This window comes from Cryobacterium sp. TMT1-2-2 (genome assembly GCF_004403505.1).
GTDB lineage: Bacteria > Actinomycetota > Actinomycetes > Actinomycetales > Microbacteriaceae > Cryobacterium > Cryobacterium flavum.
In genome coordinates, this window is record NZ_SOGS01000016.1 from 349932 (window position 1) to 370339 (window position 20408).

The 20408-nt window shown below is 65.0% G+C and carries 20 protein-coding genes; 5 read left to right on the forward strand and 15 right to left on the reverse strand.

All coding sequences use genetic code 11. The features are described 5' to 3' along the window. Positions 1-6: 6 nt before the first annotated feature. The gene (gene guaB, locus E3T35_RS11505) at positions 7-1509 is read right to left on the reverse strand and encodes an IMP dehydrogenase (protein WP_134345312.1); all 1503 of its coding nucleotides are present in this window, start codon (positions 1507-1509) and stop codon (positions 7-9) included. A 275-nt stretch (positions 1510-1784) separates the two neighbouring features. Here guaB and E3T35_RS11510 point away from each other — a divergent pair, with 275 nt between their 5' ends. Genes E3T35_RS11510 through E3T35_RS11525 form a run of 4 tightly spaced genes read left to right on the forward strand, consistent with a single transcriptional unit; the run spans position 1785 to position 5734 of the window. Next, positions 1785-3050: a branched-chain amino acid ABC transporter permease gene (locus E3T35_RS11510; RefSeq protein WP_134379185.1), complete on the forward strand. Its 1266-nt coding sequence runs from the start codon at positions 1785-1787 to the stop codon at positions 3048-3050. Positions 3051-3059: 9 nt separating this feature from the next. After that, entirely contained in the window at positions 3060-4040 is a 981-nt protein-coding gene (locus tag E3T35_RS11515; RefSeq protein ID WP_104089515.1) for a branched-chain amino acid ABC transporter permease, read from the forward strand. 37 nt (positions 4041-4077) lie between these two features. Then, positions 4078-4980 carry an ABC transporter ATP-binding protein gene (locus E3T35_RS11520; protein ID WP_241987758.1) on the forward strand — a complete coding sequence of 301 codons (903 nt, stop codon included), beginning with the start codon at positions 4078-4080 and terminating at the stop codon, positions 4978-4980. Further along, the gene (locus E3T35_RS11525) at positions 4967-5734 is read left to right on the forward strand and encodes an ABC transporter ATP-binding protein (RefSeq protein WP_174774958.1); all 768 of its coding nucleotides are present in this window, start codon (positions 4967-4969) and stop codon (positions 5732-5734) included. The genes E3T35_RS11520 and E3T35_RS11525 overlap by 14 nt, the downstream gene beginning before the upstream one ends. Positions 5735-5915: 181 nt before the next feature. Here the strand turns inward: E3T35_RS11525 and E3T35_RS11530 are convergent, their stop codons facing one another. The 4 genes from E3T35_RS11530 to groES all read right to left on the reverse strand — a co-directional run bounded on the left by E3T35_RS11530 (position 5916) and on the right by groES (position 9498). Then, a complete protein-coding gene (locus E3T35_RS11530) occupies positions 5916-7214 on the reverse strand; it encodes an ABC transporter substrate-binding protein (RefSeq protein WP_134345315.1) in 1299 nt (432 codons plus the stop codon). 127 nt (positions 7215-7341) lie between these two features. Further along, the gene (locus tag E3T35_RS11535) at positions 7342-8049 is read right to left on the reverse strand and encodes an ABC transporter substrate-binding protein (RefSeq protein ID WP_134379187.1); all 708 of its coding nucleotides are present in this window, start codon (positions 8047-8049) and stop codon (positions 7342-7344) included. Positions 8050-8153: 104 nt separating this feature from the next. Continuing rightward, a complete protein-coding gene (gene rarD / locus E3T35_RS11540; protein ID WP_134345317.1) occupies positions 8154-9104 on the reverse strand; it encodes an EamA family transporter RarD in 951 nt (316 codons plus the stop codon). A gap of 97 nt (positions 9105-9201) precedes the next feature. Beyond that, the gene (groES, locus tag E3T35_RS11545; protein WP_092339382.1) at positions 9202-9498 is read right to left on the reverse strand and encodes a co-chaperone GroES; all 297 of its coding nucleotides are present in this window, start codon (positions 9496-9498) and stop codon (positions 9202-9204) included. 125 nt (positions 9499-9623) lie between these two features. Here groES and E3T35_RS11550 point away from each other — a divergent pair, with 125 nt between their 5' ends. After that, a complete protein-coding gene (locus E3T35_RS11550) occupies positions 9624-10829 on the forward strand; it encodes a class I SAM-dependent methyltransferase (protein ID WP_134379189.1) in 1206 nt (401 codons plus the stop codon). Positions 10830-10833: 4 nt separating this feature from the next. Here E3T35_RS11550 and E3T35_RS11555 read toward each other — a convergent pair whose 3' ends face one another. The 10 genes from E3T35_RS11555 to E3T35_RS11600 form a co-directional block, all read right to left on the reverse strand. Continuing rightward, the gene (locus E3T35_RS11555) at positions 10834-11235 is read right to left on the reverse strand and encodes a hypothetical protein (RefSeq protein ID WP_134379191.1); all 402 of its coding nucleotides are present in this window, start codon (positions 11233-11235) and stop codon (positions 10834-10836) included. A gap of 94 nt (positions 11236-11329) precedes the next feature. Beyond that, complete coding sequence (locus E3T35_RS11560; RefSeq protein WP_134345320.1) at positions 11330-11833, reverse strand: DUF4190 domain-containing protein; 504 nt, start codon at positions 11831-11833, stop codon at positions 11330-11332. An 84-nt stretch (positions 11834-11917) separates the two neighbouring features. Next, the gene (tsaD, locus tag E3T35_RS11565) at positions 11918-13024 is read right to left on the reverse strand and encodes a tRNA (adenosine(37)-N6)-threonylcarbamoyltransferase complex transferase subunit TsaD (protein ID WP_134379281.1); all 1107 of its coding nucleotides are present in this window, start codon (positions 13022-13024) and stop codon (positions 11918-11920) included. Next, positions 13024-13515, reverse strand: coding sequence for a ribosomal protein S18-alanine N-acetyltransferase (gene rimI, locus E3T35_RS11570; protein ID WP_134345321.1), 492 nt, complete (start codon positions 13513-13515; stop codon positions 13024-13026). The genes tsaD and rimI overlap by 1 nt, the downstream gene beginning before the upstream one ends. Further along, a complete protein-coding gene (gene tsaB, locus E3T35_RS11575; RefSeq protein WP_092339394.1) occupies positions 13512-14147 on the reverse strand; it encodes a tRNA (adenosine(37)-N6)-threonylcarbamoyltransferase complex dimerization subunit type 1 TsaB in 636 nt (211 codons plus the stop codon). Before tsaB ends, rimI begins: the two co-directional genes overlap by 4 nt. 90 nt (positions 14148-14237) lie before the next feature. Further along, a complete protein-coding gene (locus E3T35_RS11580) occupies positions 14238-15005 on the reverse strand; it encodes a sulfite exporter TauE/SafE family protein (RefSeq protein WP_134379193.1) in 768 nt (255 codons plus the stop codon). Continuing rightward, positions 15006-16028: a zinc-binding dehydrogenase gene (locus E3T35_RS11585; RefSeq protein ID WP_198421022.1), complete on the reverse strand. Its 1023-nt coding sequence runs from the start codon at positions 16026-16028 to the stop codon at positions 15006-15008. A 218-nt stretch (positions 16029-16246) separates the two neighbouring features. Continuing rightward, on the reverse strand, positions 16247-17758 hold the full coding sequence (locus E3T35_RS11590) for a carboxyl transferase domain-containing protein (RefSeq protein WP_134379195.1): 1512 nt from the start codon (positions 17756-17758) through the stop codon (positions 16247-16249). After that, the gene (locus tag E3T35_RS11595) at positions 17755-18975 is read right to left on the reverse strand and encodes a CaiB/BaiF CoA-transferase family protein (protein WP_134379197.1); all 1221 of its coding nucleotides are present in this window, start codon (positions 18973-18975) and stop codon (positions 17755-17757) included. The genes E3T35_RS11590 and E3T35_RS11595 overlap by 4 nt, the downstream gene beginning before the upstream one ends. Before the next feature lie 36 nt (positions 18976-19011). Continuing rightward, positions 19012-20379, reverse strand: coding sequence for an SLC13 family permease (locus E3T35_RS11600; protein ID WP_134345326.1), 1368 nt, complete (start codon positions 20377-20379; stop codon positions 19012-19014). Positions 20380-20408: the final 29 nt, after the last annotated feature.

The window sequence follows — 20408 nt, forward strand, 5'->3', positions numbered from 1 at the left end:
CCCTCCCTACCGGCGGTAGTTCGGGGCCTCGACCACGATCTGCACGTCGTGCGGGTGCGACTCCTTCAAACCGGCGGGCGTGATGCGCACGAACTTGCCCTTCTGCTTGAGCTCAGCGATGGTGCGGGCGCCCACATAGAACATGGACTGACGCAGGCCCCCGACAAGCTGATAGGCCACAGCTGCGAGGGGGCCGCGGAACGGCACCTGGCCCTCGATGCCCTCGGGAATGAGCTTCTCATCGCTCGGAACGTCGCTCTGAAAGTAGCGGTCCTTCGAATACGACGTCTTCGTACCGCGGGTCTGCAGGGCACCGAGCGAACCCATGCCGCGATAGGTCTTGAACTGCTTGCCGTTGACGAACACCAGTTCGCCGGGGCTTTCCGTGCAACCGGCGAGCAGCGAGCCGAGCATGACGGTGTCGGCGCCGGCCACGAGGGCCTTGGCGATGTCACCGGAATACTGCAGCCCACCGTCGGCGATGACCGGAATACCGGTTTCGCGAGCGGCGAGGGAGGCCTGGTAGACGGCGGTGATCTGCGGAACGCCCACACCGGCCACGATGCGGGTGGTGCAGATGGAGCCGGGGCCGACGCCCACCTTGATGGCGTCGGCGCCCGCGTCGATGAGAGCCTGGGCGCCGGAGCGGGTGGCCACGTTTCCACCGATCACGTCGACGTCGGCGAAGGCCTTGTCGGCCTTCAGCCGACGAATGATGTCGAGCACCCCGGCGCTGTCGCCATTGGCGGTGTCGACCACGAGCACGTCAACGCCCGATTCGAGCAGGGCGGTCGCGCGCTGCCAGGCGTCGCCGAAGAAGCCGATGGCCGCGCCGACGCGCAGGCGTCCGGCGTCGTCCTTGGTGGCGAGGGGATATTCCTCGCTCTTGTCGAAGTCCTTCACGGTGATCAGGCCGGTGAGCTTGCCGTTGGCGTCGATCAGCGGGAGCTTCTCAATCTTGTGCTTGGCGAAGATGGCGAGGGCGTCTTCGGGCGCCATGCCGACCTTGCCGGTGATCAGCGGCGAGGTCGTCATGACCTCGCGCACCCGGGTGAGGGCCTTCTTGGCGTACGGCACGAAGCGCATGTCACGGTTGGTGATGATGCCCACCAGAATGCCGTCACCGTCGATGACGGGCAGCCCGCTGACGCGGAACTGGCCGCACAGGGCGTCGACTTCGGCCACGGTGGCGTCGGGCGAGGTGGTGACCGGATTGGTGATCATCCCGGATTCGCTGCGCTTGACCAGGTCGACCTGCTCGGCCTGGTCCCCGATCGAGAGGTTGCGGTGCAGAATGCCAAGGCCCCCCTCTCGGGCCATGGCGATCGCCATGCGCGTCTCTGTGACGGTGTCCATGGCGCTGGAGAGCAGCGGCAGCGACACGTCGATTCGCCGGGTCAGGCGGGATTTGGTGACCGCCTCGCTCGGAATGACGTCGGTGTGCCCCGGCAGGAGCAGCACGTCGTCGTAGGTGAGCCCGGTGAATCCGAACGGATCTGGCTGATCCATGAAACCCCTTACCTGTAGCTGAAAAACAGAAAATTAACCGGAAAGTCACGAAAATCAACCGGTCCTCCAATGTTAAGCGTGTTTGGGTTCATCACATTCCGCACACCATTGTCAACACGGTGCGGTGTTTCGAAACTTATAGGACATAATCGGCAAATACTCTCAACAGAGAAGTTGGCAGTAGTCACCCGGCGCCCGCCCGGTTACCCGTCGGTCGGCACCAACATGGAGGTCCCGTGCACCCCACACATACGGCTCAAAGATACATACCCAGGATGCTCGCCATCCTGTTTGTGACGCTGCTAGCAGCCTTCACCATGGCCACATTCTCGGCAGGCAGCGCGCAGGCCGATGCGGTCGGTACGGAATACAACTTCACTATCTCCGGCAACGTGCAGTTCAACGGCAAGGCCCTCGACAAGGTGGCCATCGCCGTTGACGGCAACGGCTACCAGGCCGATACCGTGACGGACGCCGAGGGTAAGTGGGCCATCGGAGTTCCCGAAAAGGGAACCTACAAGGTAACTCTCGATGAGGGAACCCTGCCCAAGGGCGTTATCGTCGCCAAGGGTGGCAATGTCATCGACGCGGAGTTCGGACTCACCGACCGCCGCTCGGTGAACTTTTTCCTCGGTGAGGGCACCCGCAACACTGTCAGCTTCTTCGACCAGTTCGTCAACCGGTTTGTCAACGGCCTCAACTTTGGCCTACTGCTGGCCCTCGCGGCGATCGGAGTGTCGCTGATCTTCGGAACCACCGGGCTGAGCAACTTCGCCCACGCGGAGATGATCACGTTTGGCGCGTTGATGACCTTGGTCTTCTCGGTGCAGTTGGGCCTGCCGATCTGGCTCGCCATTCTGATTGCCATTCTGCTCAGCGGCGCTCTCGGGTTCGGCCTCGATGCGGTGATCTGGAAACCGTTGCGCCGCAAGGGCGTGGCGGTAATTCCGCTCATGATCGTGAGCATCGGGCTCTCCCTCGCACTGCGCTATCTCTACCAGTACTTCTTCGGCGGCAGCACCAGCCAGCTGCCGGGTGCCGGCATGGCCGACCTCAAGTTCGGCGCGATCTCACTCTCCCCGATCGACCTCGCCAGCATGAGTATCAGCATCGTCGTGCTGCTGGCCGTGGCCTACTTTCTGCTGCGAACCCGCATCGGCAAGGCCACCCGCGCCGTCTCCGACAACCCCAGCTTGGCGTCGGCGAGCGGCATCGACGTCGACCATGTCATCCGCATCGTCTGGGTGGTCGGGGCCGCACTCGCCGGACTCAGTGGCGTTCTCTGGGCCTACTTCCGCCCCGGCGTCAGCTGGGACATGGGCTTCCAGATGCTGTTGCTGGTCTTTGCCGCTGTGACCCTCGGCGGTCTCGGCACGGCGTTCGGAGCCCTCGTCGGCTCCCTCATTGTCGGCCTCTTCGTTGAACTGTCAACGCTGTGGCTCCCGTCCGACCTGAAAGTGGTCGGCGCCCTTGTTGTTTTGATCTTGGTGCTGCTGTTTCGACCGCAAGGCATTTTGGGTCGCAAAGAGAGAATTGGTTAGGGGTTCACGATGGACTGGGGAGCAATCTTCAATAACGCCGCCGTCGAGCTGATCAGCCCGACCACGGCCGCCTACGCACTCGCCGCCCTCGGGCTCGCCGTGCACTTCGGCTACACCGGCCTGCTGAACTTCGGACAGGCCGGGTTCATGGCCCTCGGAGCCTACGGCTACGCCATCTCCATTTTGACCTTCGGGTTTCCCGTCTGGGGAGCCTTTCTGGTCGGCGTGGGGGCTTCCGTGCTCTTTGCCTTGATTTTGGGTATTCCCACGCTTCGACTGCGCGCCGACTACCTCGCCATCGTCACGATCGCTGCCGCCGAGATTGTGCGGCTGTTGTTCACGACGAACACTTTCGCCTCCGTCACCGGATCGGCCAACGGCCTGAGTGGGTACAAGAACGAGTTCGCGGCGCTCAACCCGCTAGCTGATGGCAGCTATGGGTTCGGGCCGTTCGAGAACAACGCCTACGACACCTGGCTGCGCATCGTGGCCTGGTCGATCGTGATTATCGCGGCCCTGCTGGTCTGGCAGATCATGCGCAGCCCCTGGGGCCGCGTCATCAAGGGCATTCGCGAAGACGAAGACGCCGTGCGTGCCCTCGGCAAGAACGTCTATGCCTACAAAATGCAGTCGCTCATTCTCGGTGGTGTGTTCGGTACCATCGCTGGAATGATCTTCGCGCTGCCGCGAGCGGTCGTGCCGTCGAATTATCAGACGACTCTGACGTTCTTCATCTACGCGATTCTGCTGCTCGGCGGGGCCGCCACGGTGCTCGGCCCGATCATCGGTTCAATGATCTTCTGGGTGCTGCTGTCGTTCTTCTCGGGTTTCATGGCTCGGGCCGTCGAAGCAGGCTGGTTGCCGTTCATGACGTCCATTCAGGCCGGCCAGCTGCGCTTCGTACTGGTGGGAGTGGCGATCATGTTAATAGTCATCTTCAGACCGCAAGGTATCTTCGGCAATAAGAAGGAGTTGGCTTTTGTCCGATAACGCTGTTCCGGCCGCTCCCCTCGAGCCGCCCGTTCCCATCACAAAGCCGGTCAAAGCGACCGGCCTGCACATCGGAGAACCAGCACCCGGCTGTGCGAAGGTCGACCCGATTCTGGTCGTCGACAACGTGCGGCGCACCTTCGGGGGGCTCACCGCGGTCGACGTCGATCACGTCGAGGTTCCGCGCGGCGCGATCACAGCACTGATCGGCCCGAACGGCGCCGGTAAGACGACCCTGTTCAACCTGTTGACCGGTTTCGACAAGCCCGACGACGGAAAGTGGACCTTCAACGGTCGCTCCCTCGCTGGTGTTCCGGCGTACCGAGTGGCCCGCATGGGCCAGATTCGCACCTTCCAGTTGACCAAGGCGCTCGGTCTGCTCACCGTCATGGACAATATGCTGCTCGGTGCCAAGGGCCAGACCGGCGAGAACATGTTCCGCGCATTGATGCCGTTTCTCTGGCGCAATGAAGAAGAGGAGAACCGCGCCAAAGCACTCGATCTGCTCACCCGGTTCAAGCTTGATACCAAGAAAGACGACTACGCGGCGAGCCTCTCCGGCGGGCAGCGCAAGCTGCTCGAAATGGCCAGAGCGCTCATGAGCGATCCGACCCTGGTAATGCTCGACGAACCCATGGCCGGGGTCAACCCGGCACTGACCCAGTCGCTGCTCGACCACATTCTCAACCTCAAGGCGCAAGGCATGTCCGTTCTGTTCGTGGAACACGACATGCACATGGTGCGCCACATCGCCGACTGGGTGATCGTAATGGCCGAGGGCAAGGTGGTCGCCGAGGGCGACCCGCACGAGGTCATGAAGAACCCGGCCGTGATCGACGCATATCTCGGTCAGCACCATGACGAAGACATTGGGGAAGACCCCGATGCCGAGATCGTGCACGTTTCAGCCATTAAGGAGTTGCTCGATGACGAACGCTAATCCGCAAATCGTGCCGGCACCGACCGAAACCCGGGACGCCGTCGTCGAGGTCAAGAGCGTCACCGCCGGCTACGTCACCGGAGTGAATATTCTCAATGCCTGCTCCCTCACCGCCTACGACGGCGAGCTGATCGGCATTATCGGCCCGAACGGCGCAGGCAAGTCGACGCTACTCAAAGCCATATTCGGCTTGGTGAAAGTGCGCGACGGCGAGATCCTCCTGCGCGGCAACAACATCACCAATCTCAAGGCCAACAAGCTCGTCGCCCAGGGCGTCGGCTTCGTGCCGCAGAACAACAACGTCTTTCCGACCTTGACCATTCGCGAGAACCTCGAGATGGGCATCTTTCAGAAGCCCAAGGGTCTGATCGAGCGGCTCGAGTTCGTCACCGAGATCTTCCCGGAGCTCAGTAAACGGATGTCGCAGCGCGCCGGTTCGCTGTCGGGCGGCGAACGACAGATGGTCGCCATGAGCCGCGCGCTCATGATGGGTCCACACGTGCTGCTGCTGGACGAGCCGAGCGCCGGCCTCTCCCCCGTGCGCCAGGACGAAGCGTTCCTGCGCGTCAAAGAGATCAACAAGGCTGGTGTGACCACGATCATGGTCGAGCAGAACGCACGCCGCTGCCTGCAAATCTGCGACCGCGGCTACGTGCTCGATCAGGGTCGCGATGCCTACACCGGCACCGGACGTGAGCTTTTGAACGACCCCAAGGTGATCGGCCTGTACCTCGGCACCCTCGGGCAGGATTAGCGCTCTCACCCCCTGTACGAGCCTCCAGCGGCGTCCGAGATCACCTCGGGCGCCGCTTCTGTGTGTGTGCCGGCGAACGGATGCCACGGCTCGCGCTTCAGGATCGGCTCACGTATACGCAGAAGGGCCCCGGCCGAAGCCGGGGCCCTTCAGATCGCTCAGTAGAGCGGGAGCGGTGGAGCTAGTTGATGCGCTTGTACTTGTTGTCGGCACCGAACTGGTAGATGCCGATGGTCGCGCCGGTCGGGTCGCCGTTCTCATCGAACGTGATCGGACCAGAGAAGCCGTCATAGTTGACCTGCTTGCCGGCCTTCAGATCCGCAGCAGCGGACTTGAAATCGGTGGCCTTGGTGCCGTCGCCGGTGCCGCCGGAGACCTGACGCAGGTAGCTCGCGATCGAGGTACCCGAAACGTCGTTGCCCGCATAGGCGGCCAAGGCGATCAGGACGACGGCGTCATAAGACTCGGCTGCGTAGCTGTAGTCGGTCAGCGTCGGGTCGACCGTCAGCAGGCGGTCGGTGAAGTCGCCGAGCGATGCCGTGTCGAGGCCTGGCAGCGTGCCCTTGGCGCCCTCGACGAGACCGGGAGCGAAGGTTGCGCTGTAGTCGGAAAGATTGCCGTCAACGAAGTACAACTGCTTTCCCGGGAAGCCGGTGGCCACGAGGTCCGGAATGATGACCTTGGCCTGGTCGAACGTGATCAGAGCGATCGCGTCGGGGGCCGCAGCGGTGACTTCGGCGATCTGCGCGGAGAACGACGGGTCGCCCTCGTTGAACAGTGCGGTTGCGACGACCTTGCCGCCAGACTTGGTGAACGCGTCGCCAACGTACTTGGCGAGTCCGGTCCCGTAGGCGTCGTTGAGCACGATCAGGCCAAGGGTGGCGTTGCCGTCGTCAGCGATCTGGGTGCCGAGCACTTCACCCTGGAGCACGTCGGAGGGTGCGGTACGCCAATACAGACCCTGGTCGGCATAGGTCGTGAACGCGTCAGAGGTGTTGGCCGGGGAAAACTGCACAACGCCAGCACCGGTGATCTGGTCGATCACGGTCTTGGAGACGCCAGATGAGGCCGCTCCGACGATGGCTGTCACGTTCTGCGAGAGCAGGTCGGTGACCGAAGTCGTCGCGGTGTCGGTCGTCGTGTCGCCAGAGTCGCGATAAATCGCTTCAACCTTGATACCGAGACCGGCCGCGTTGACGTCCTGCACGGCGAGCTTCACTCCGGCTTCTTCGGGCGGGCCGAGGAAGGCCAGTCCACCACTCTGCGGAAGAATAGTGCCGATCTTCAGGGACAGGTCGCGCGCTCCGGAAGCCACCGGCTTGAAGTCGGATGCCGCTGTGGTTGTGGCCGCGTCGGTGGGTGTGGTCGCAGCACCGTTGCTGCAGCCGGTGAGCAAAAGGGCGCTCACGCCGATGAGGGCGACACCGGTAACGAGGGTACGAACTGAGCGGGAAGCCGAGGCCTTCGCGAAAACGCTCATGTTGCTCCTTGATTTATAAAGAGGGGTAAGACTGGTCAGCCGGTTGACTGCCGTGGTGTCAGAGTAGGCAATCAAGGGCCCAGAAACATACCCCCTGATGGGAGAACTTTGTAATGCGACCAAATCGTTACGAACGACGGCCGGTAATCCCCTGATAATCAATGATTTGTTTCTCCGTCATGGCGAACACACATTCCCCCCAGGAAGCGCACACGGCGCTTCCGGAAATCACCTGGGGCCAGCCAGCCTCGAGCGAGGAACCGCCATCGTCGCCGGTGATGACGGCGGCCAGGGCGGCCGTGATCACTCCGTCGTAGGCCTCTGCACCGCCAGCGGTGGCCGTCAGCGTCGGATCGGCGGTCTTGAGTCGCGCGGTGAACTCGTCCGTGGCGGCGAGCGGGGTTCCACCATTGGCAAAGTCGATCAGGGCAACGATGGCCGCGCTGCCAATCAGTCCTTCAGCATCCGCTGGCAATGCCGTCGTCGCGTCCCACAGCACCAGATCGACGCCGCGCGTCGCGAGGTCGGCGTAGGCGGCGGCAAGGTCGCCGGCCACGTTGCGGTGGATGAGCTGCACGGGCTGGGTGGGCGTTGTCTGGTCGGCGAGAATGTCACGCACGGCGAGTTCGGTGCCGGCTACCTGAGCGGCACCGCTCGCGGCATTGGCGCCGGTCATGGGAAACAGCGTGCCGATGAGAAGCGTGCCGTCGCCGGTGGGCGCCGTGCTGGCGACGAGTGTTGGGGTCGGGCTCGGCCTGGCGGCCGGCGCACCGGTGCAGCCGGTCAGTGCCAGGGCAAGCAGCAGAACGGCGGCGATCATGGGGCGACGGGGCATGTGGATCCTCTGGTGCTGGGCTGAATCGGTGCTGCGTAGGCTGGGCTGGCGCGTGCTGTTGGTTCAGCGTATCGGCTGGCCGGGGCCGGACCAGGCCGGGCAAGCTAGGCGGGTTCGAGGGTACTGCGGCGGGGAGTGCGGCCGGAGGCCACCATGTCGACCGTCAAAATGATCAGGGCAACCCAGACCAGCCCGAAACCGAGCCAGCGTTCGGGGGGCATCGCCTCGTTCAGGATGAACACGCCCACCAGAAACTGCAGCACCGGGGCCACGAACTGAATGAGCCCGAGCACGGTCAACGGCAGGCGCCGCGCGGCGGCAGCGAACAGCAGCAGTGGTACCGCGGTGATGATGCCGGCCGCGAGCAGGCCAGCTGTATGCCAGGGCGACACCGTGCCGAAGGTGAGCCCGGAAATGCCGGAGACCACGACCAGTTGGATGACGGCGACCGGTGCGAGCCAGGCGGTCTCCAAGGTGAGGCCGGTGACGGCATCGACGCTCGGGCCCACTCGCTTCTTGATCAGACCGTAGAGTCCGAAGGAGAAAGCGAGGATGAGCGAGATCCACGGCAGTGAGCCGTACCCGACGGCGAGCACGACCACGGCGAGAAAGCTGATGGTGATGGCCACCCACTGTAGGCGGCGCAGGTGTTCCCGCAGCACGAAGACGCCGAGCAGCACGGTGACGATCGGGTTGATGAAGTAGCCGAGGGCCGCTTCGACCACGTGACCGGTGGTCGCGGCAATCACGTAGGTCTGCCAGTTGATGAAGATGAAGACCCCGGCCAGGCCCATGGTCAATACCAGGCGCCGCTGCCTGAGGGCCCGCCCGAGAACCGTCCAGGTGCGGGTCACCGTGATGATCAGTACGCAGAAGACCAGGGAGAACAGCACCCGCCAGGCCACGATCTCAAAGGCACCCGACGGTGCGAGCAGCAGAAAGTAGAGCGGCAGCACACCCCAGAGGGCGTAGGAGAGGCCGCCGAAGATGAGTCCGGAGCGATGCGTGCCGGCGGCGGTACCGGTCGTCGCGACTGGGCTTACGGCATCCGACATGAGGGTCCTTGACTCGGCAGAGGTGAAGAAAGCAGAAAACTCCCGGATAGCGGGGCTATCCGGGAGTTTTCAGTCTAGAACGACCGACTGCTTGGTGTTAGCGTACGACCACGGCGAGCACGTCGCGAGCGGAGAGAACCAGAAGGTCATCGCCACCGAACTTGACCTCGGTTCCGCCGTACTTGGAGTAAATCACCTTGTCGCCGACGGCGATGTCGAGGGGGATGCGGTTGCCGTTGTCGTCAATGCGGCCGGGGCCGACTGCAACAACTTCGCCCTCCTGGGGCTTTTCCTTCGCGGTGTCAGGAATGACCAGACCTGATGCGGTGGTCTGCTCGGCATCGACCTGCTTGATGACGATGCGATCCTCGAGCGGCTTGATGGAGACCGACACGGTTGACCTCTTTCTAAGATTTGGGTTAGCAGACTCACAGCGAGAGTGCCAAGTGAAGTTTAGGGGGGTTCTGGCACTCACGCAACGTGAGTGCCAGATGGGGGTCATTTTGGTAGCGTTGCAGCATGGATCGAACCGAACTCGTTGAGCTGCTTTCCCCCGCGAGTTTGCGGCTGCTGGACTCGCTGCCGCCCTACGACACCCACGGCGACGTGCTGAAGCTCGTGAGCGATCTGCGCAAGGCCGGGCACGCGCCCGGACTCGTGTCGGCCGTGCTCAGCCAATCGCGGCTGCGGGCAAAAGCCGCCCTCAAGTTCGGTGAATTCGCCGAGCGGATGCTCTTCACAGAGGCCGGCCTGGAACAGGCCACCCGGCTGCGTGTCGCCGCCCTGCACGCGGGCCGATTCAATGGTCTCGGCGCTGCGCTCGGCCGCACGCCGCGGGTCGCCGACCTCGGCTGCGGTATCGGCGGCGACGCCATGGCCCTCGCCGCGCTGGATCTGTCGGTCGTGGCCGTTGATGCCGACGAGGTCACGGCGACCGTAGCAAGCTTCAACCTCGCGCCGTTTCCGAACGCCTCGGCGCTGCAGGCCGATGCCGAGACGGTCGACCTCGAAGATTTCGACGCGGTCTGGCTGGACCCGGCCCGCCGCACGAGCGGGCACAGCAACACGACGCGACTGACCCGCTCCGAGGATTACTCCCCCTCGCTTGACTTCGCCTATCTGCTCGCGACGAAGCTGCCGCTCGGCATGAAGCTCGGGCCCGGCCACGACCGCGACCAGATTCCGGTCGACGCCGAAGCACAGTGGGTGTCGGTGGACGGCCAGCTGGTGGAGATGGGGCTGTGGTTCGGCGCCCTCGCGCGCCCCGGAATCCGTCGGTCGGCCCTGCTCCTGACGGCAGACGGCAGGCACGAACTAACGGCTCCAGACGACAGTGCAGACGTCGAACCTGGCAGCCTCGGAAACTACGTCTACGAACCGGACGGCGCGGTGATTCGGGCACGCCTGATCGGCGATCTGGCCCGTTCACTGGATGCCCGCATGCTGAGTGAGGGCATCGCCTACCTGACCAACGACACGCTCACGCCGACGCCGTTCGCGAGCGCTTTTCGGGTGCTCGAAACGCTCCCCTTCGATGAGAAGAAGCTGCGGCTGGCGCTGCTGGAACGGCGTATCGGCACCCTCGCGATCAAGAAGCGCGGCGTCGACGTTGATCCGGCGACACTGCGCACCCGGCTGAAGCTGAAGGGACCGGAAGCCGCAACGTTGATTCTGACCAGGGCGGCCGGGCATCGCGTGGCGCTGCTCGTGGAGCGCGTGCGGTAGCGGATTACAGCAGCGGCAGCACGATCTGGCTGATGTAGACGATCCAGCCGGCCGCCAGCAGAACCCCGACGAGACCGCTCACGAGGCCACTCCGCCAGAGCGTGCGCGCCCGATTCTCGGTGGTGCGCGCGATCAGCGCGAGGGTGATCGCAATGAGAGCGATCGGTAGACCAAACACCCCGACCACGCCGAGTGCGAGACCGAGAAGGCCACAGACGACGGAGGAGACCGCGAGCCGACGGCGGCCGGTGATGCGCTGCACCTCGGCCTCGGTGTAGCTGTACGGCACGAACTCGGTGGGAGCGGTGACCGTCGAGGCCCAGTCCAACTGGCTGCCGGGTGGCGCGGGAGGGCGCGTATATTGCAGCTGCGCCGAAGTCTCGTCGTGCGGATGGGGTGTAGTCATGGCTGTCCTCTGGCCGCGCATACGGTCAGCTTGTGGGGGGTGGCCCCTGTCGATCGAAACGTGCCGCGTGGCCCCGACGGGGCCGTCTGCGTGGCTAGTTGTTGTAGCTCGTGCCGGTGGAGGCCGCCGCGAGTAGCAGAATGATCGTGAAAGCGGCGAAGATAGCGCCGCCGAGAAGGCCGACGTAGCCGAGGATGGTTCCCCAGAGGGCGAGCCCGTGTCCCTTTTCGCCGGTCTTCTTGATCTGGCTCAGGGCGATGTGGCCGGTGATGATGCCGACCACTGAGATGAGGAGGATCGAGGTGACGAGCGAGATGATCGAAAGAACATTGTACTTGTCCTGCGGGTTCTGCTGGCCGTAGGGGTTCTGGCCGTAGGCCGGCTGCTGGCCATACGCGGCGGGCTGCCCGTAGGCGGGAGCCTGGCCAGATCCGGAAGCGGCCGGAGCGCCGGGTGCCGGGTAGCTCGGAGCGGCCGGGTAGGCCGGCGGCAGGCTGGAGTCGGCCGGAGTCGAACCCGTCGGGTCGCTGCTCGCCGGGCCGCTGCTGGTCGGTTCGCTGCTGGTCGGATCGACGGGGGGCTGGGTGGGATCAGACATCTGCGGTCTCCTTCGTGCGGAATGTTCGGGGTCGCAGAGCCAGAATATCCCGTGTGCCCGCGCGTGGGCGAATTCTGTGGCAGATCAGACCTGAATCTGGCCGACCGGCAGGGTGGAATCAGCGCCGAATTGCAGCGTTGAGGGCTCATGCCCGGCCATGATGAGCTGCGCACCGAGGGCTGCGATCATGGCACCGTTGTCGGTGCACAGGGAGAGGGGCGGGATGCGCAGAACGATGCCGGCAGCATCCGTTCTCTGGGTGGCGACCTCGCGCAGACGCTTGTTGGCGATGACGCCGCCGCCGAGCAGCAGCCGCGGTACGCCGTAGTCGGCGCAGGCGGCGAGGGCCTTGGTGAGCAGAATATCGACGACCGCCTCCCGAAAACTGGCCGCGACATCGCCGATCGGCACGGGTTCGCCAGCGTCCTGGCGCTGTTCGACGAAGCGAGCGACCGAGGTTTTCAGGCCGGAGAAGGAGAAGTCGTAACGGTGCACGGCCATGTCCTTGGGCTGGCTGAGTCCGCGTGGAAACCGAATGGCCTTCGGGTTGCCGCCGAGCGCGACCCGGTCGATCTGCGGCCCGCCGGGGTAGGGCAAGGAGAGCAGCCGGGCGACCTTATCGAAGGCCTCGCCGGCGGCATCGTCGATGGTCTCGCCGAGCAGCTCGACGTCGCTGACCAGGTCGCGCACGAGCAGCAGCGAGGTGTGGCCCCCGGAGACCAGCAGGGCGATCGTCGGGTACTCGAGCGGAGCGGTGTCGCCGGTGTTGGTGTCGCCGGTTTTGGTGTCGCCGTGCCGAAGCTCTCCCTGCAGCAGGTCGGCACCGACGTGGCCGACCAGGTGGTTGACCGCGTAGATCGGTTTGTCGAGCGCCACGGCAAGTGCCTTGGCTGCGCCGACGCCGACCATAAGCGCGCCGGAGAGTCCGGGCCCACAGGTGACCGCGATGGCGTCCAGATCACTCAAACGGATGCCCGCCTCGGCAACGGCCGCGTTGATGGCCGGCACGAGCTCGTCAAGGTGCGCCCTGGCCGCGATCTCGGGCACGACACCGCCGTAACGGGCATGCTCGTCCATTGAGCTCGCAATGGTGTTGGAGAGCAGGGTGGTTCCGCGCACGATGCCGATGCCGGTTTCGTCGCAGGACGTTTCAATGCCGAGCACGAGCGGATCAGCGCGGTTTATGGTCATCACGAGGTCTCCACAAGCATAGATTCCAATTCTGGAATATTGAGACGCATGACGATGGCATCTACGTTGTCCGGCTGGTAGTAGCCGCGGCGCACGCCAACCTCGATGAATCCGAGGCGTTCGTACAGGCGCTGGGCACCGGGATTATCGGCCCGCACCTCGAGAAAGATCAGCCGGGCGCCGCGCTTCCGGGCCTCATTGATGAGCGCCTGCATGAGTGTGCGGCCAAGGCCGCGTCCGCGTGCGGATTCGGCGACCGCGATGGTCTGAATGTCGCCCTCGACGGCTCCCCGCGGGGCGAGCAGGCCGGCGTAGCCCTCGACCGTGCTGGGGTCGTCGGGCGGAAACGCCACGAGGTAGAAGCAGGCGGGGTCGCCGAGGTCGCGCGCCATCATGGTCGGCGACCAGGCGTCATGGACGAAAGTGGTCGTCTCGAGGTGCATGATGGCTTCAAGATCGGCCTCGTGCGCGCGGCGCAGCTGCCAGGTCATCGGCTGACTCGCTTCGGACCGTTCGAGAGGGTGACGTCGGGCGAGCGCAGGTAGAGCGGCTCATTGGCCGCGAACGGGCGTCCGTGGGCGTAGCTCAACTCAGCGACCAGACCGAGTTCACCGGCCGACACAGTGGCGGCGTCCAGGCGCGGCCACCCGGCGTGCAGCCAGCCCTCGTCGTCGAGGTCGGCCGGTTTGGCAAGGCCGGGCTGGCCGACGCGCACGGGCAGACCAACGGCATCCGCTTGGGAATAGGCGCTCCAGTAGATTTCGCGGCGGCGAGCGTCGGTGACGACGACGAGCGGGCCGGAGTGGCCGCGGCGGTAGTGGCCGTAGGCGATGGCGTCGTGGCTGATCACCGGTACGAGCGGAGTGCCAGCCCCGAGGGCGAAGACGCGGGCCGAGGCGATACCGACTCGCAGGCCGGTGAACGGGCCTGGACCCATGCCGCCGACGACGCCGGAGAGGTCAGCCGGGGCGACATGCGCTTCCTGCAGGCATTCCAGAATGAACGGGCCGACGATTTCGGCGTGACGCATCGTGTCGGCTTCACCGCGTTCGGCGATGACTCCGCGGGCAAGGTCGACGACGGCGACGCTCGTGCCGGCGGACGTGTCGATGGCAAGTAGCACCCGTTCAGCCTAGCTTTCATGGGCCAGCGCTTCGCGCGGCTGGCTTTCATAGGCCAGCGCTTCGCGCGGCTGGCTTTCCTGGGGCCGCGATCAGGTCAGAAAGAGCACGACGGCGGCTGTCAGGGCAACGATCACCAGGATCGCACGCAACACCGGAGCCGAGAGCCTTCGCCCGATGCGGGCACCGAGCCAGCCACCGAAGGCGGAACCAACGCCGATCAGCACAGCGATCACCCAGTCGACCGTGCCGCTGGAGATGAAAATAATTGCAGAGACGAGGTTGGCCATGCCGGCCAGCACATTCTTGGCACCGTTGGCCCGGTGCATGTCGGTGGACCACAGAATACCCAGCAGTGCCAACAGCACCACTCCTTGCGCTGCGCCGAAGTATCCCCCATAGACCCCCGTGCCGAGAATGCCGAGCACGAGGCCAAACGTGATCGGCCGAGTGTCGGTCGTGGTGCCTTCGGGAGACTTGCGCCGCACGTAACGGGCCACGCGGGGCTGGATCGCGGAGAGCAGCGCGGCGAGCAGCAGCAGGAACGGAACGACCGCCGAGAAGGCCTCCTCGGGCAGGACCAGCAGCAGCAACCCGCCGATCACACCGCCCACGGCCGAGAACACCGCCATCCAGGCCACGGGCCGCCACTGCGAGCGCAGTTCCCGGCGATAACCGTAAGCTCCGGCAATCGACCCGGGAACCAGACCAACCGTGTTGGATACGTTCGCCGTGATCGGAGGGATACCGAGGACGAGCAGGGTGGGAAAGGTGATCAGGGTTCCAGCGCCGGCCACCACATTGATGATGCCCGCGGCAATTCCGGCGACCAGGATGATCGCGCCTTCAAGAAGTGTCATTTAGTGAGAGTTTCCCGTGTTCGAATTCTCGGCGGCCGCGTCGCCAACGGCGAGCACAATCTTGCCGAGGGAGGAGTTGGTGCGCATCAGAGTCTGGGCCGCGTCGGCCTCGGTCCACGGCATGATCCGGTCGATGAGCGGTCGAAGAACCGGCGAGCCAAGGTCGACGTCGGCACGCAGCGCGGCGACGAGGTCGATCTTGTCCTGGGTGGAGCGGGTGCGAAAGGTGACCCCGTGCAGGGCGAGTCGCTTGTAGGCGAGCATTTCCAAATCGAGCGTGCCCTCGCTGCCGCCGAGTCGCCCCACGCCGATGATGCGGCCGGCGATGGCGGCCGAGCGGATGTTGTCGGCCAGGTAGGGTCCGCCGACGTGGTCCACGATGACGTCGGCACCGTGGCCATCGGTCAACGCCAGCACCTGATCGGCGAAGCCGTCATCGCCAACGACGATCACCTGGTCGGCACCGACCGATCGGATCAGCGTGGTCATGCCCGCCGAGCGGGTCGTACCGATCACGAGCCCGGCACCGAGGTGTTTCGCGAGCTGAACACACTGCAACCCGACAGAGGATGCCGCGGCATGGACCAGCACGGTCTCACCGGGCTGCAACCGACCGTGGGTGCGGAGCGCGTTGTGTTCGGTCAGGAGCCCGAGAACGGCCGCCGCCCCCTCGGCGTAACTCCACCCGTCGGGAATCGGAATCGGCAGGCCCGCATCGACCACGATGTGCTCACTGAGTCCCCCGCCGACGATGGTCATGACGCGATCGCCAACCCGCAGTGAGGTGACGTCGGAACCGATCTCGACCACCTCGCCGGCCGCGTCGAGCCCGACCACAGGCGGAGGGCTTCCCGGAACCGCCGGCTCATGGGTTCCGGAGCGTTGGGCCAGATCCGCCCGATTCACCGATGCCGCGTGCACGAGAATGCGCACGTCGCGCGGTCCTGGAACCGGTACCGCGCGTTCACGCAGCACCAGTTGCGATCCGGCAGTCCCCGGTTCGACCAGAATCGCTTGCATCATGGACGTGTCCTTTCGTGGCCAACATCGGGCAGTCTGAGGGCCCCTGCTCGTCTCGTTCGATTATCGCCTAGGCAAGCCGTGACAAGAATTCGGCCCACCGACATGTACCGAGCCAACGGGGCCAAAAGCGTTCTGGCCGGCATGGCAAACCTGGCCCGCGGGGTAATTGCCGAACGGGGCGCAACCGACACCATGCGCCACACCGAAATGACGAGGGGTCAGCGACCGAGGGAGTGGTAGCGGGCCAGGCGGCGCGGAAGTAGCTCATCAACGGGCACTGTGGAGAGCGCGGACAGCTCGTATTCGATGGCCGACGCCAAGCGCTGGCAGAACGCCCGTCCCTCGTCTGCGGCGTCGGGGCGCTCGTCCACGATGTGGTCGACGATCCGATTGGCGTACAGCGAGGCCACGTTCACGCCCTGCGCCTCCGACATGGCCGGCGCGAAATCGGTGTTGTGGTGCACGATGGCACTGGCCCCTTCAGGAGGAAGCGGCGACAGCCAGGAGTGCTGGGCGGCGATCGTACGATCGGCGGGCAGCAGCGCGAGCGCCCCGCCGCCGGCACCCTGTCCAAGCAGCACGGACACGGTTGCCGACCGCAGGCCGATCAGCTCGTGCAGAGATCGGGCGATTTCCCCGGCCATGCCGCCCTCCTCGGCCTCCTTCGACAGCGCGGCGCCGGCGATGTCGATCACGGTGAGCAGCGGAAGCCCGAGTTCTTCCGCAAGGCGCATGCCGCGCCGGGCCTCCCGCAGCGATCCGGGGCCCATCCTGGTGTCTTGCGAGGGCCGCGGCCGGATGTGCCCGAGCACGATGCAGCTCTGCTGCCCGAACCGTGCCATGGCGAGCATGAGCCCCGGGTCCTTCTCACCCTGGCCCGTGCCGTTCAACGGCAGCACGTCGTGCGCGCCGTAGGCGAGCAGCTGGCGCAGGTCCGGTCGCCGCGGGTTGCGCGAAATCAAAATGGATGACCACGCGCCGCTCGCTGCCGGCCGCACGTTCAGGGTCTCCGGTGCCGCCACCGGCGTAGAGACCCGGTCGGTAAGGATTGTGAGGGCGCGGTGCACGATCTCCGGCAACTGCTCCGGCGGCACAACGGCGTCGATCAGCCCTTGGTTGAACAGGTTTTCGGAGACCTGCACGTTTTCCGGAAATTTCTTGCCGTACAGCGCCTCATAGACCCGAGGGCCGAGAAACCCGAGCAGCGCGCCCGGCTCGGCCACCGTCACGTGCCCGAGTGAGCCCCATGAGGCCATCACCCCGCCCGTGGTGGGGTGCCGCAGGTACACCAGATACGGATGCCTCGCCTCGCGGTGCGCGCGCACGGCCGCGGTGATCTTCACCATCGACAAAAAGGCCAACGTGCCCTCCTGCATGCGGGTACCGCCGGATGCCGGTCCGGCCAAGACCGGCAACCCCTCGCGTGTGGCCCGTTCGATCGCGTTCACAATCCTGTCGGCAGCAGAAAGCCCGATCGATCCGGCGAGAAACGCGAACTCGCTCACCACGATCGCCACCCGGCGGCCGCGGATCAGCCCCTCGCCGGTGAGCACCGACTCGTCGGTGCCGCTCTTCGCTCGGGCCTTCACGAGGTCGGCCCGGTACTCCTCGTTCGGGGCGGGGTCGACCACGGGCTGATCCCAGCTCGTGAAGGAGCCGTTATCGAGCACCACGTCGATGAGCTCCGTGGCGTTCAGGTGGCGAGTTGTGAGCGCGGATTGAGAAATCACAGTGAGATACCTTCCAGTGAGCGGTTGAGCCAGGTGCGAATGTCGGTGCCGTGCTGGTCGAGCACCGGCGGAGCGGAGTGCATCGTGTTCGTTGTCTCAACCGTATCGGCGGGTCCGAAGAACCGAAGCGGTGGACCGGGGAGGCTGATCCGGCCGAGCACCTCGTGTTCAACGTCGATCAGCAGCCCCTGCGAGAGCACCTGATCCCATTGATAGACCTCATCCAGGGAACGCACCTTGCCGGCCGGGATTCCGGCGTCGGTCAGTTTCTTCAGCAAGGTCGCGGCATCGAAGTGGGCGAAGGCATCCGCTATGGTCTCCTTGAGACCCTCCCGATTGCGCACGCGCTGCGCGTTGGTGGCCCACTCGGATCGCGCAGCATCGAGCCCGAACTCGGCTGCGAAGGTGGCCCAGAGTTTCTCACTGCCGATGCTGATCTGCACACTGCCGCCGCGGCAGGGAAAGAGCCCGTAGGGAGCGATCGACGGATGGTGGTTGCCCTGGGCCTCCGGCACCTCTCCGGCCACCGTGGCGCGGGTGCCCTGGAAGGCGTGCACTCCCACCAGCGCGGCGAGCAGTGAGGTGCGCACAATCTGTCCCTGACCAGTGCGCTCGCGCTGAAGCAGCGCGGCGAGCAGTCCGAACGCGCCATACATGCCCGAGAGCAGATCGGCGATCGGCACGCCCACACGCTGCGGGTCGTCGGGGCCAGAGCCGGTGAGGGACATCAGTCCGGCCTCGCCCTGGAGAATCTGGTCGTAGCCGCTGCGGCTCGATTCGGGGCCGTCGTGGCCGAAACCGGTGATCGAGAGAATCACCAGCGCCGGGTTGAGAGCGTGCATCGCCTCGGGCGAGAATCCGAGCCGGTCGAGCACCCCTGGGCGAAAATTCTCCACCACAACGTCCGCGCGCAGCAGCAGCTCGCTGAGCACCTCCCGGCCGTCGTCACTCTTCAGATCGAGGGCGATGGATTCTTTATTGCGATTGCAGGAGAGAAAATACGTGGATTGCGGATCGTTCGCGGGGCCCACGAAAGGCGGGCCCCAGCCGCGGGTATCGTCTCCCGTGATGGGGTTCTCCACCTTGATCACGCGCGCGCCGAGATCGGCGAGCATCATGGTGGCGTGCGGGCCGGCAAGTGCGCGGCTCAAGTCTACGACGAGATAGCCCGACAGCGGGCCCTGCATACCGGTTTCGGAGCGGATGCTGGTACTCATGTTCGGTCCTTTCTCAGTATTTCGGCAGGTGGCGGGTTACAGCCAACCGGGCAGCACGAGCACGGCCCAGGCGATGGCCGGCCCGGCCACGACGACGATTCCGCTGTAGGCGAGAATCTGCTTGTAGAAGCGGTCCTTGTCCACGTCGTCGGGGGCGTTGGCAAGCACGAGAGCGCCATTGGTCGAGAACGGCGACACGTCCACGATGGTCGACGCGACGGCGAGCGCGCAGATCACGCCGATGGCGCTGATATCCCCGGTAGCGAGGAACGGCACGGCGAGCGGAATCAGCGCAGCCAGAATGGCCGTTGACGAGGCGAAGGCCGAGACGACGGCACCGATGTAGCAGATCAAGAGTGCCGCAAGCAGGGGCATGCCGAGGTTGGCCACCGCTCCCGATACGTATTCGATGGTGCCGGCCTCTTCGAGAACACCGACGAACGTGAGCATGCCGCAGATGAGCAGCACGGTCGACCAGCTGATCTTATTGACCGCGCCCTTCTGCGCCGCGGGCGAGACGAGGGCGAGGATGACGGCGATTGTGATGGCAACGAAGCCCACGTCAACCTTGAAGCCGAGCGCGATCACGGCGAGGGCGATGAGGCCGGCCACCGTCACAAGCTGAGGGATGCGCTCTCCTCGGGTGGCCGTGGCCGCCACTCCGTCGCCCGCGGGGTCGCGGGGGCCGTAGATGCCGGAGCCGAAGCCCTTGAACGCCACATCACCGCCGGCGCGCGCACCGACACTTACGGCCATGCGCGCTTCGGCGGCTTGCTCCACGAAATGTCCGACCCGGCTCGAGATAAGGTTTCGGCCACCGAGAACGATGAACAGCACGACGGCGATCAGAAAGTTAAAGATGAGGCTCGACAGAAACACCGCTGTGGGGCTCGCGTCGAGCCCGGTGGTCGAGATGAGGCTGTTCACGATCACGCCGTAGACGGCGATCGGCGAGAATCCGCCGCCCTGCGCGCCGTGGATCACCATCATGCCCATCAGCAGCGGGCTGATCTTGTACTTGCGGGCAAAGCCGAGCGCAATCGGCGCCACGATGGCCACCGCGGCCGGGGAAAGCGCACCGACGGCCGTGATCACGGCGGTGATCACGAACATCACCCAGGGGATGAGGGCCACCCGACCGCCGACGAGCCGCACTGCGCCGCGCACCAGCAGGTCGATCGTGCCGTTGCCCTGCGCAATCGCGAACAGGTACGTAACCCCGACGAGCGTGAGGAACAGCCCGCCCGGGAAGTTGGCGAGAATATCGGTGGTCTCCATGCCGAGAAAGACGGCACCGAGTAGAAAGGCACCCACGAAGGCCAGCGCACCCATGTTGACGGGCAAAAGCGTGGCGATCAGAAACATCACCGCCAGGATGATGATTGAGATGACGGGAGCGGACATCGTTGTTCCTCCATAAGTTCAGGTGAATG

Coding starts and splice junctions, on each gene's coding strand:
- guaB (WP_134345312.1), bottom strand. CDS start 1,509: ATGGATCAGCCAGATCCGTTCGGATTCACCGGGCTCACCTACGACGAC.
- E3T35_RS11510 (WP_134379185.1), top strand. CDS start 1,785: ATGCTCGCCATCCTGTTTGTGACGCTGCTAGCAGCCTTCACCATGGCC.
- E3T35_RS11515 (WP_104089515.1), top strand. CDS start 3,060: ATGGACTGGGGAGCAATCTTCAATAACGCCGCCGTCGAGCTGATCAGC.
- E3T35_RS11525 (WP_174774958.1), top strand. CDS start 4,967: ATGACGAACGCTAATCCGCAAATCGTGCCGGCACCGACCGAAACCCGG.
- E3T35_RS11530 (WP_134345315.1), bottom strand. CDS start 7,214: ATGAGCGTTTTCGCGAAGGCCTCGGCTTCCCGCTCAGTTCGTACCCTC.
- E3T35_RS11535 (WP_134379187.1), bottom strand. CDS start 8,049: ATGCCCCGTCGCCCCATGATCGCCGCCGTTCTGCTGCTTGCCCTGGCA.
- rarD (WP_134345317.1), bottom strand. CDS start 9,104: ATGTCGGATGCCGTAAGCCCAGTCGCGACGACCGGTACCGCCGCCGGC.
- E3T35_RS11550 (WP_134379189.1), top strand. CDS start 9,624: ATGGATCGAACCGAACTCGTTGAGCTGCTTTCCCCCGCGAGTTTGCGG.
- E3T35_RS11555 (WP_134379191.1), bottom strand. CDS start 11,235: ATGACTACACCCCATCCGCACGACGAGACTTCGGCGCAGCTGCAATAT.
- E3T35_RS11560 (WP_134345320.1), bottom strand. CDS start 11,833: ATGTCTGATCCCACCCAGCCCCCCGTCGATCCGACCAGCAGCGAACCG.
- tsaD (WP_134379281.1), bottom strand. CDS start 13,024: ATGACCATAAACCGCGCTGATCCGCTCGTGCTCGGCATTGAAACGTCC.
- rimI (WP_134345321.1), bottom strand. CDS start 13,515: ATGACCTGGCAGCTGCGCCGCGCGCACGAGGCCGATCTTGAAGCCATC.
- E3T35_RS11580 (WP_134379193.1), bottom strand. CDS start 15,005: ATGACACTTCTTGAAGGCGCGATCATCCTGGTCGCCGGAATTGCCGCG.
- E3T35_RS11585 (WP_198421022.1), bottom strand. CDS start 16,028: ATGATGCAAGCGATTCTGGTCGAACCGGGGACTGCCGGATCGCAACTG.
- E3T35_RS11595 (WP_134379197.1), bottom strand. CDS start 18,975: ATGAGTACCAGCATCCGCTCCGAAACCGGTATGCAGGGCCCGCTGTCG.
- E3T35_RS11600 (WP_134345326.1), bottom strand. CDS start 20,379: ATGTCCGCTCCCGTCATCTCAATCATCATCCTGGCGGTGATGTTTCTG.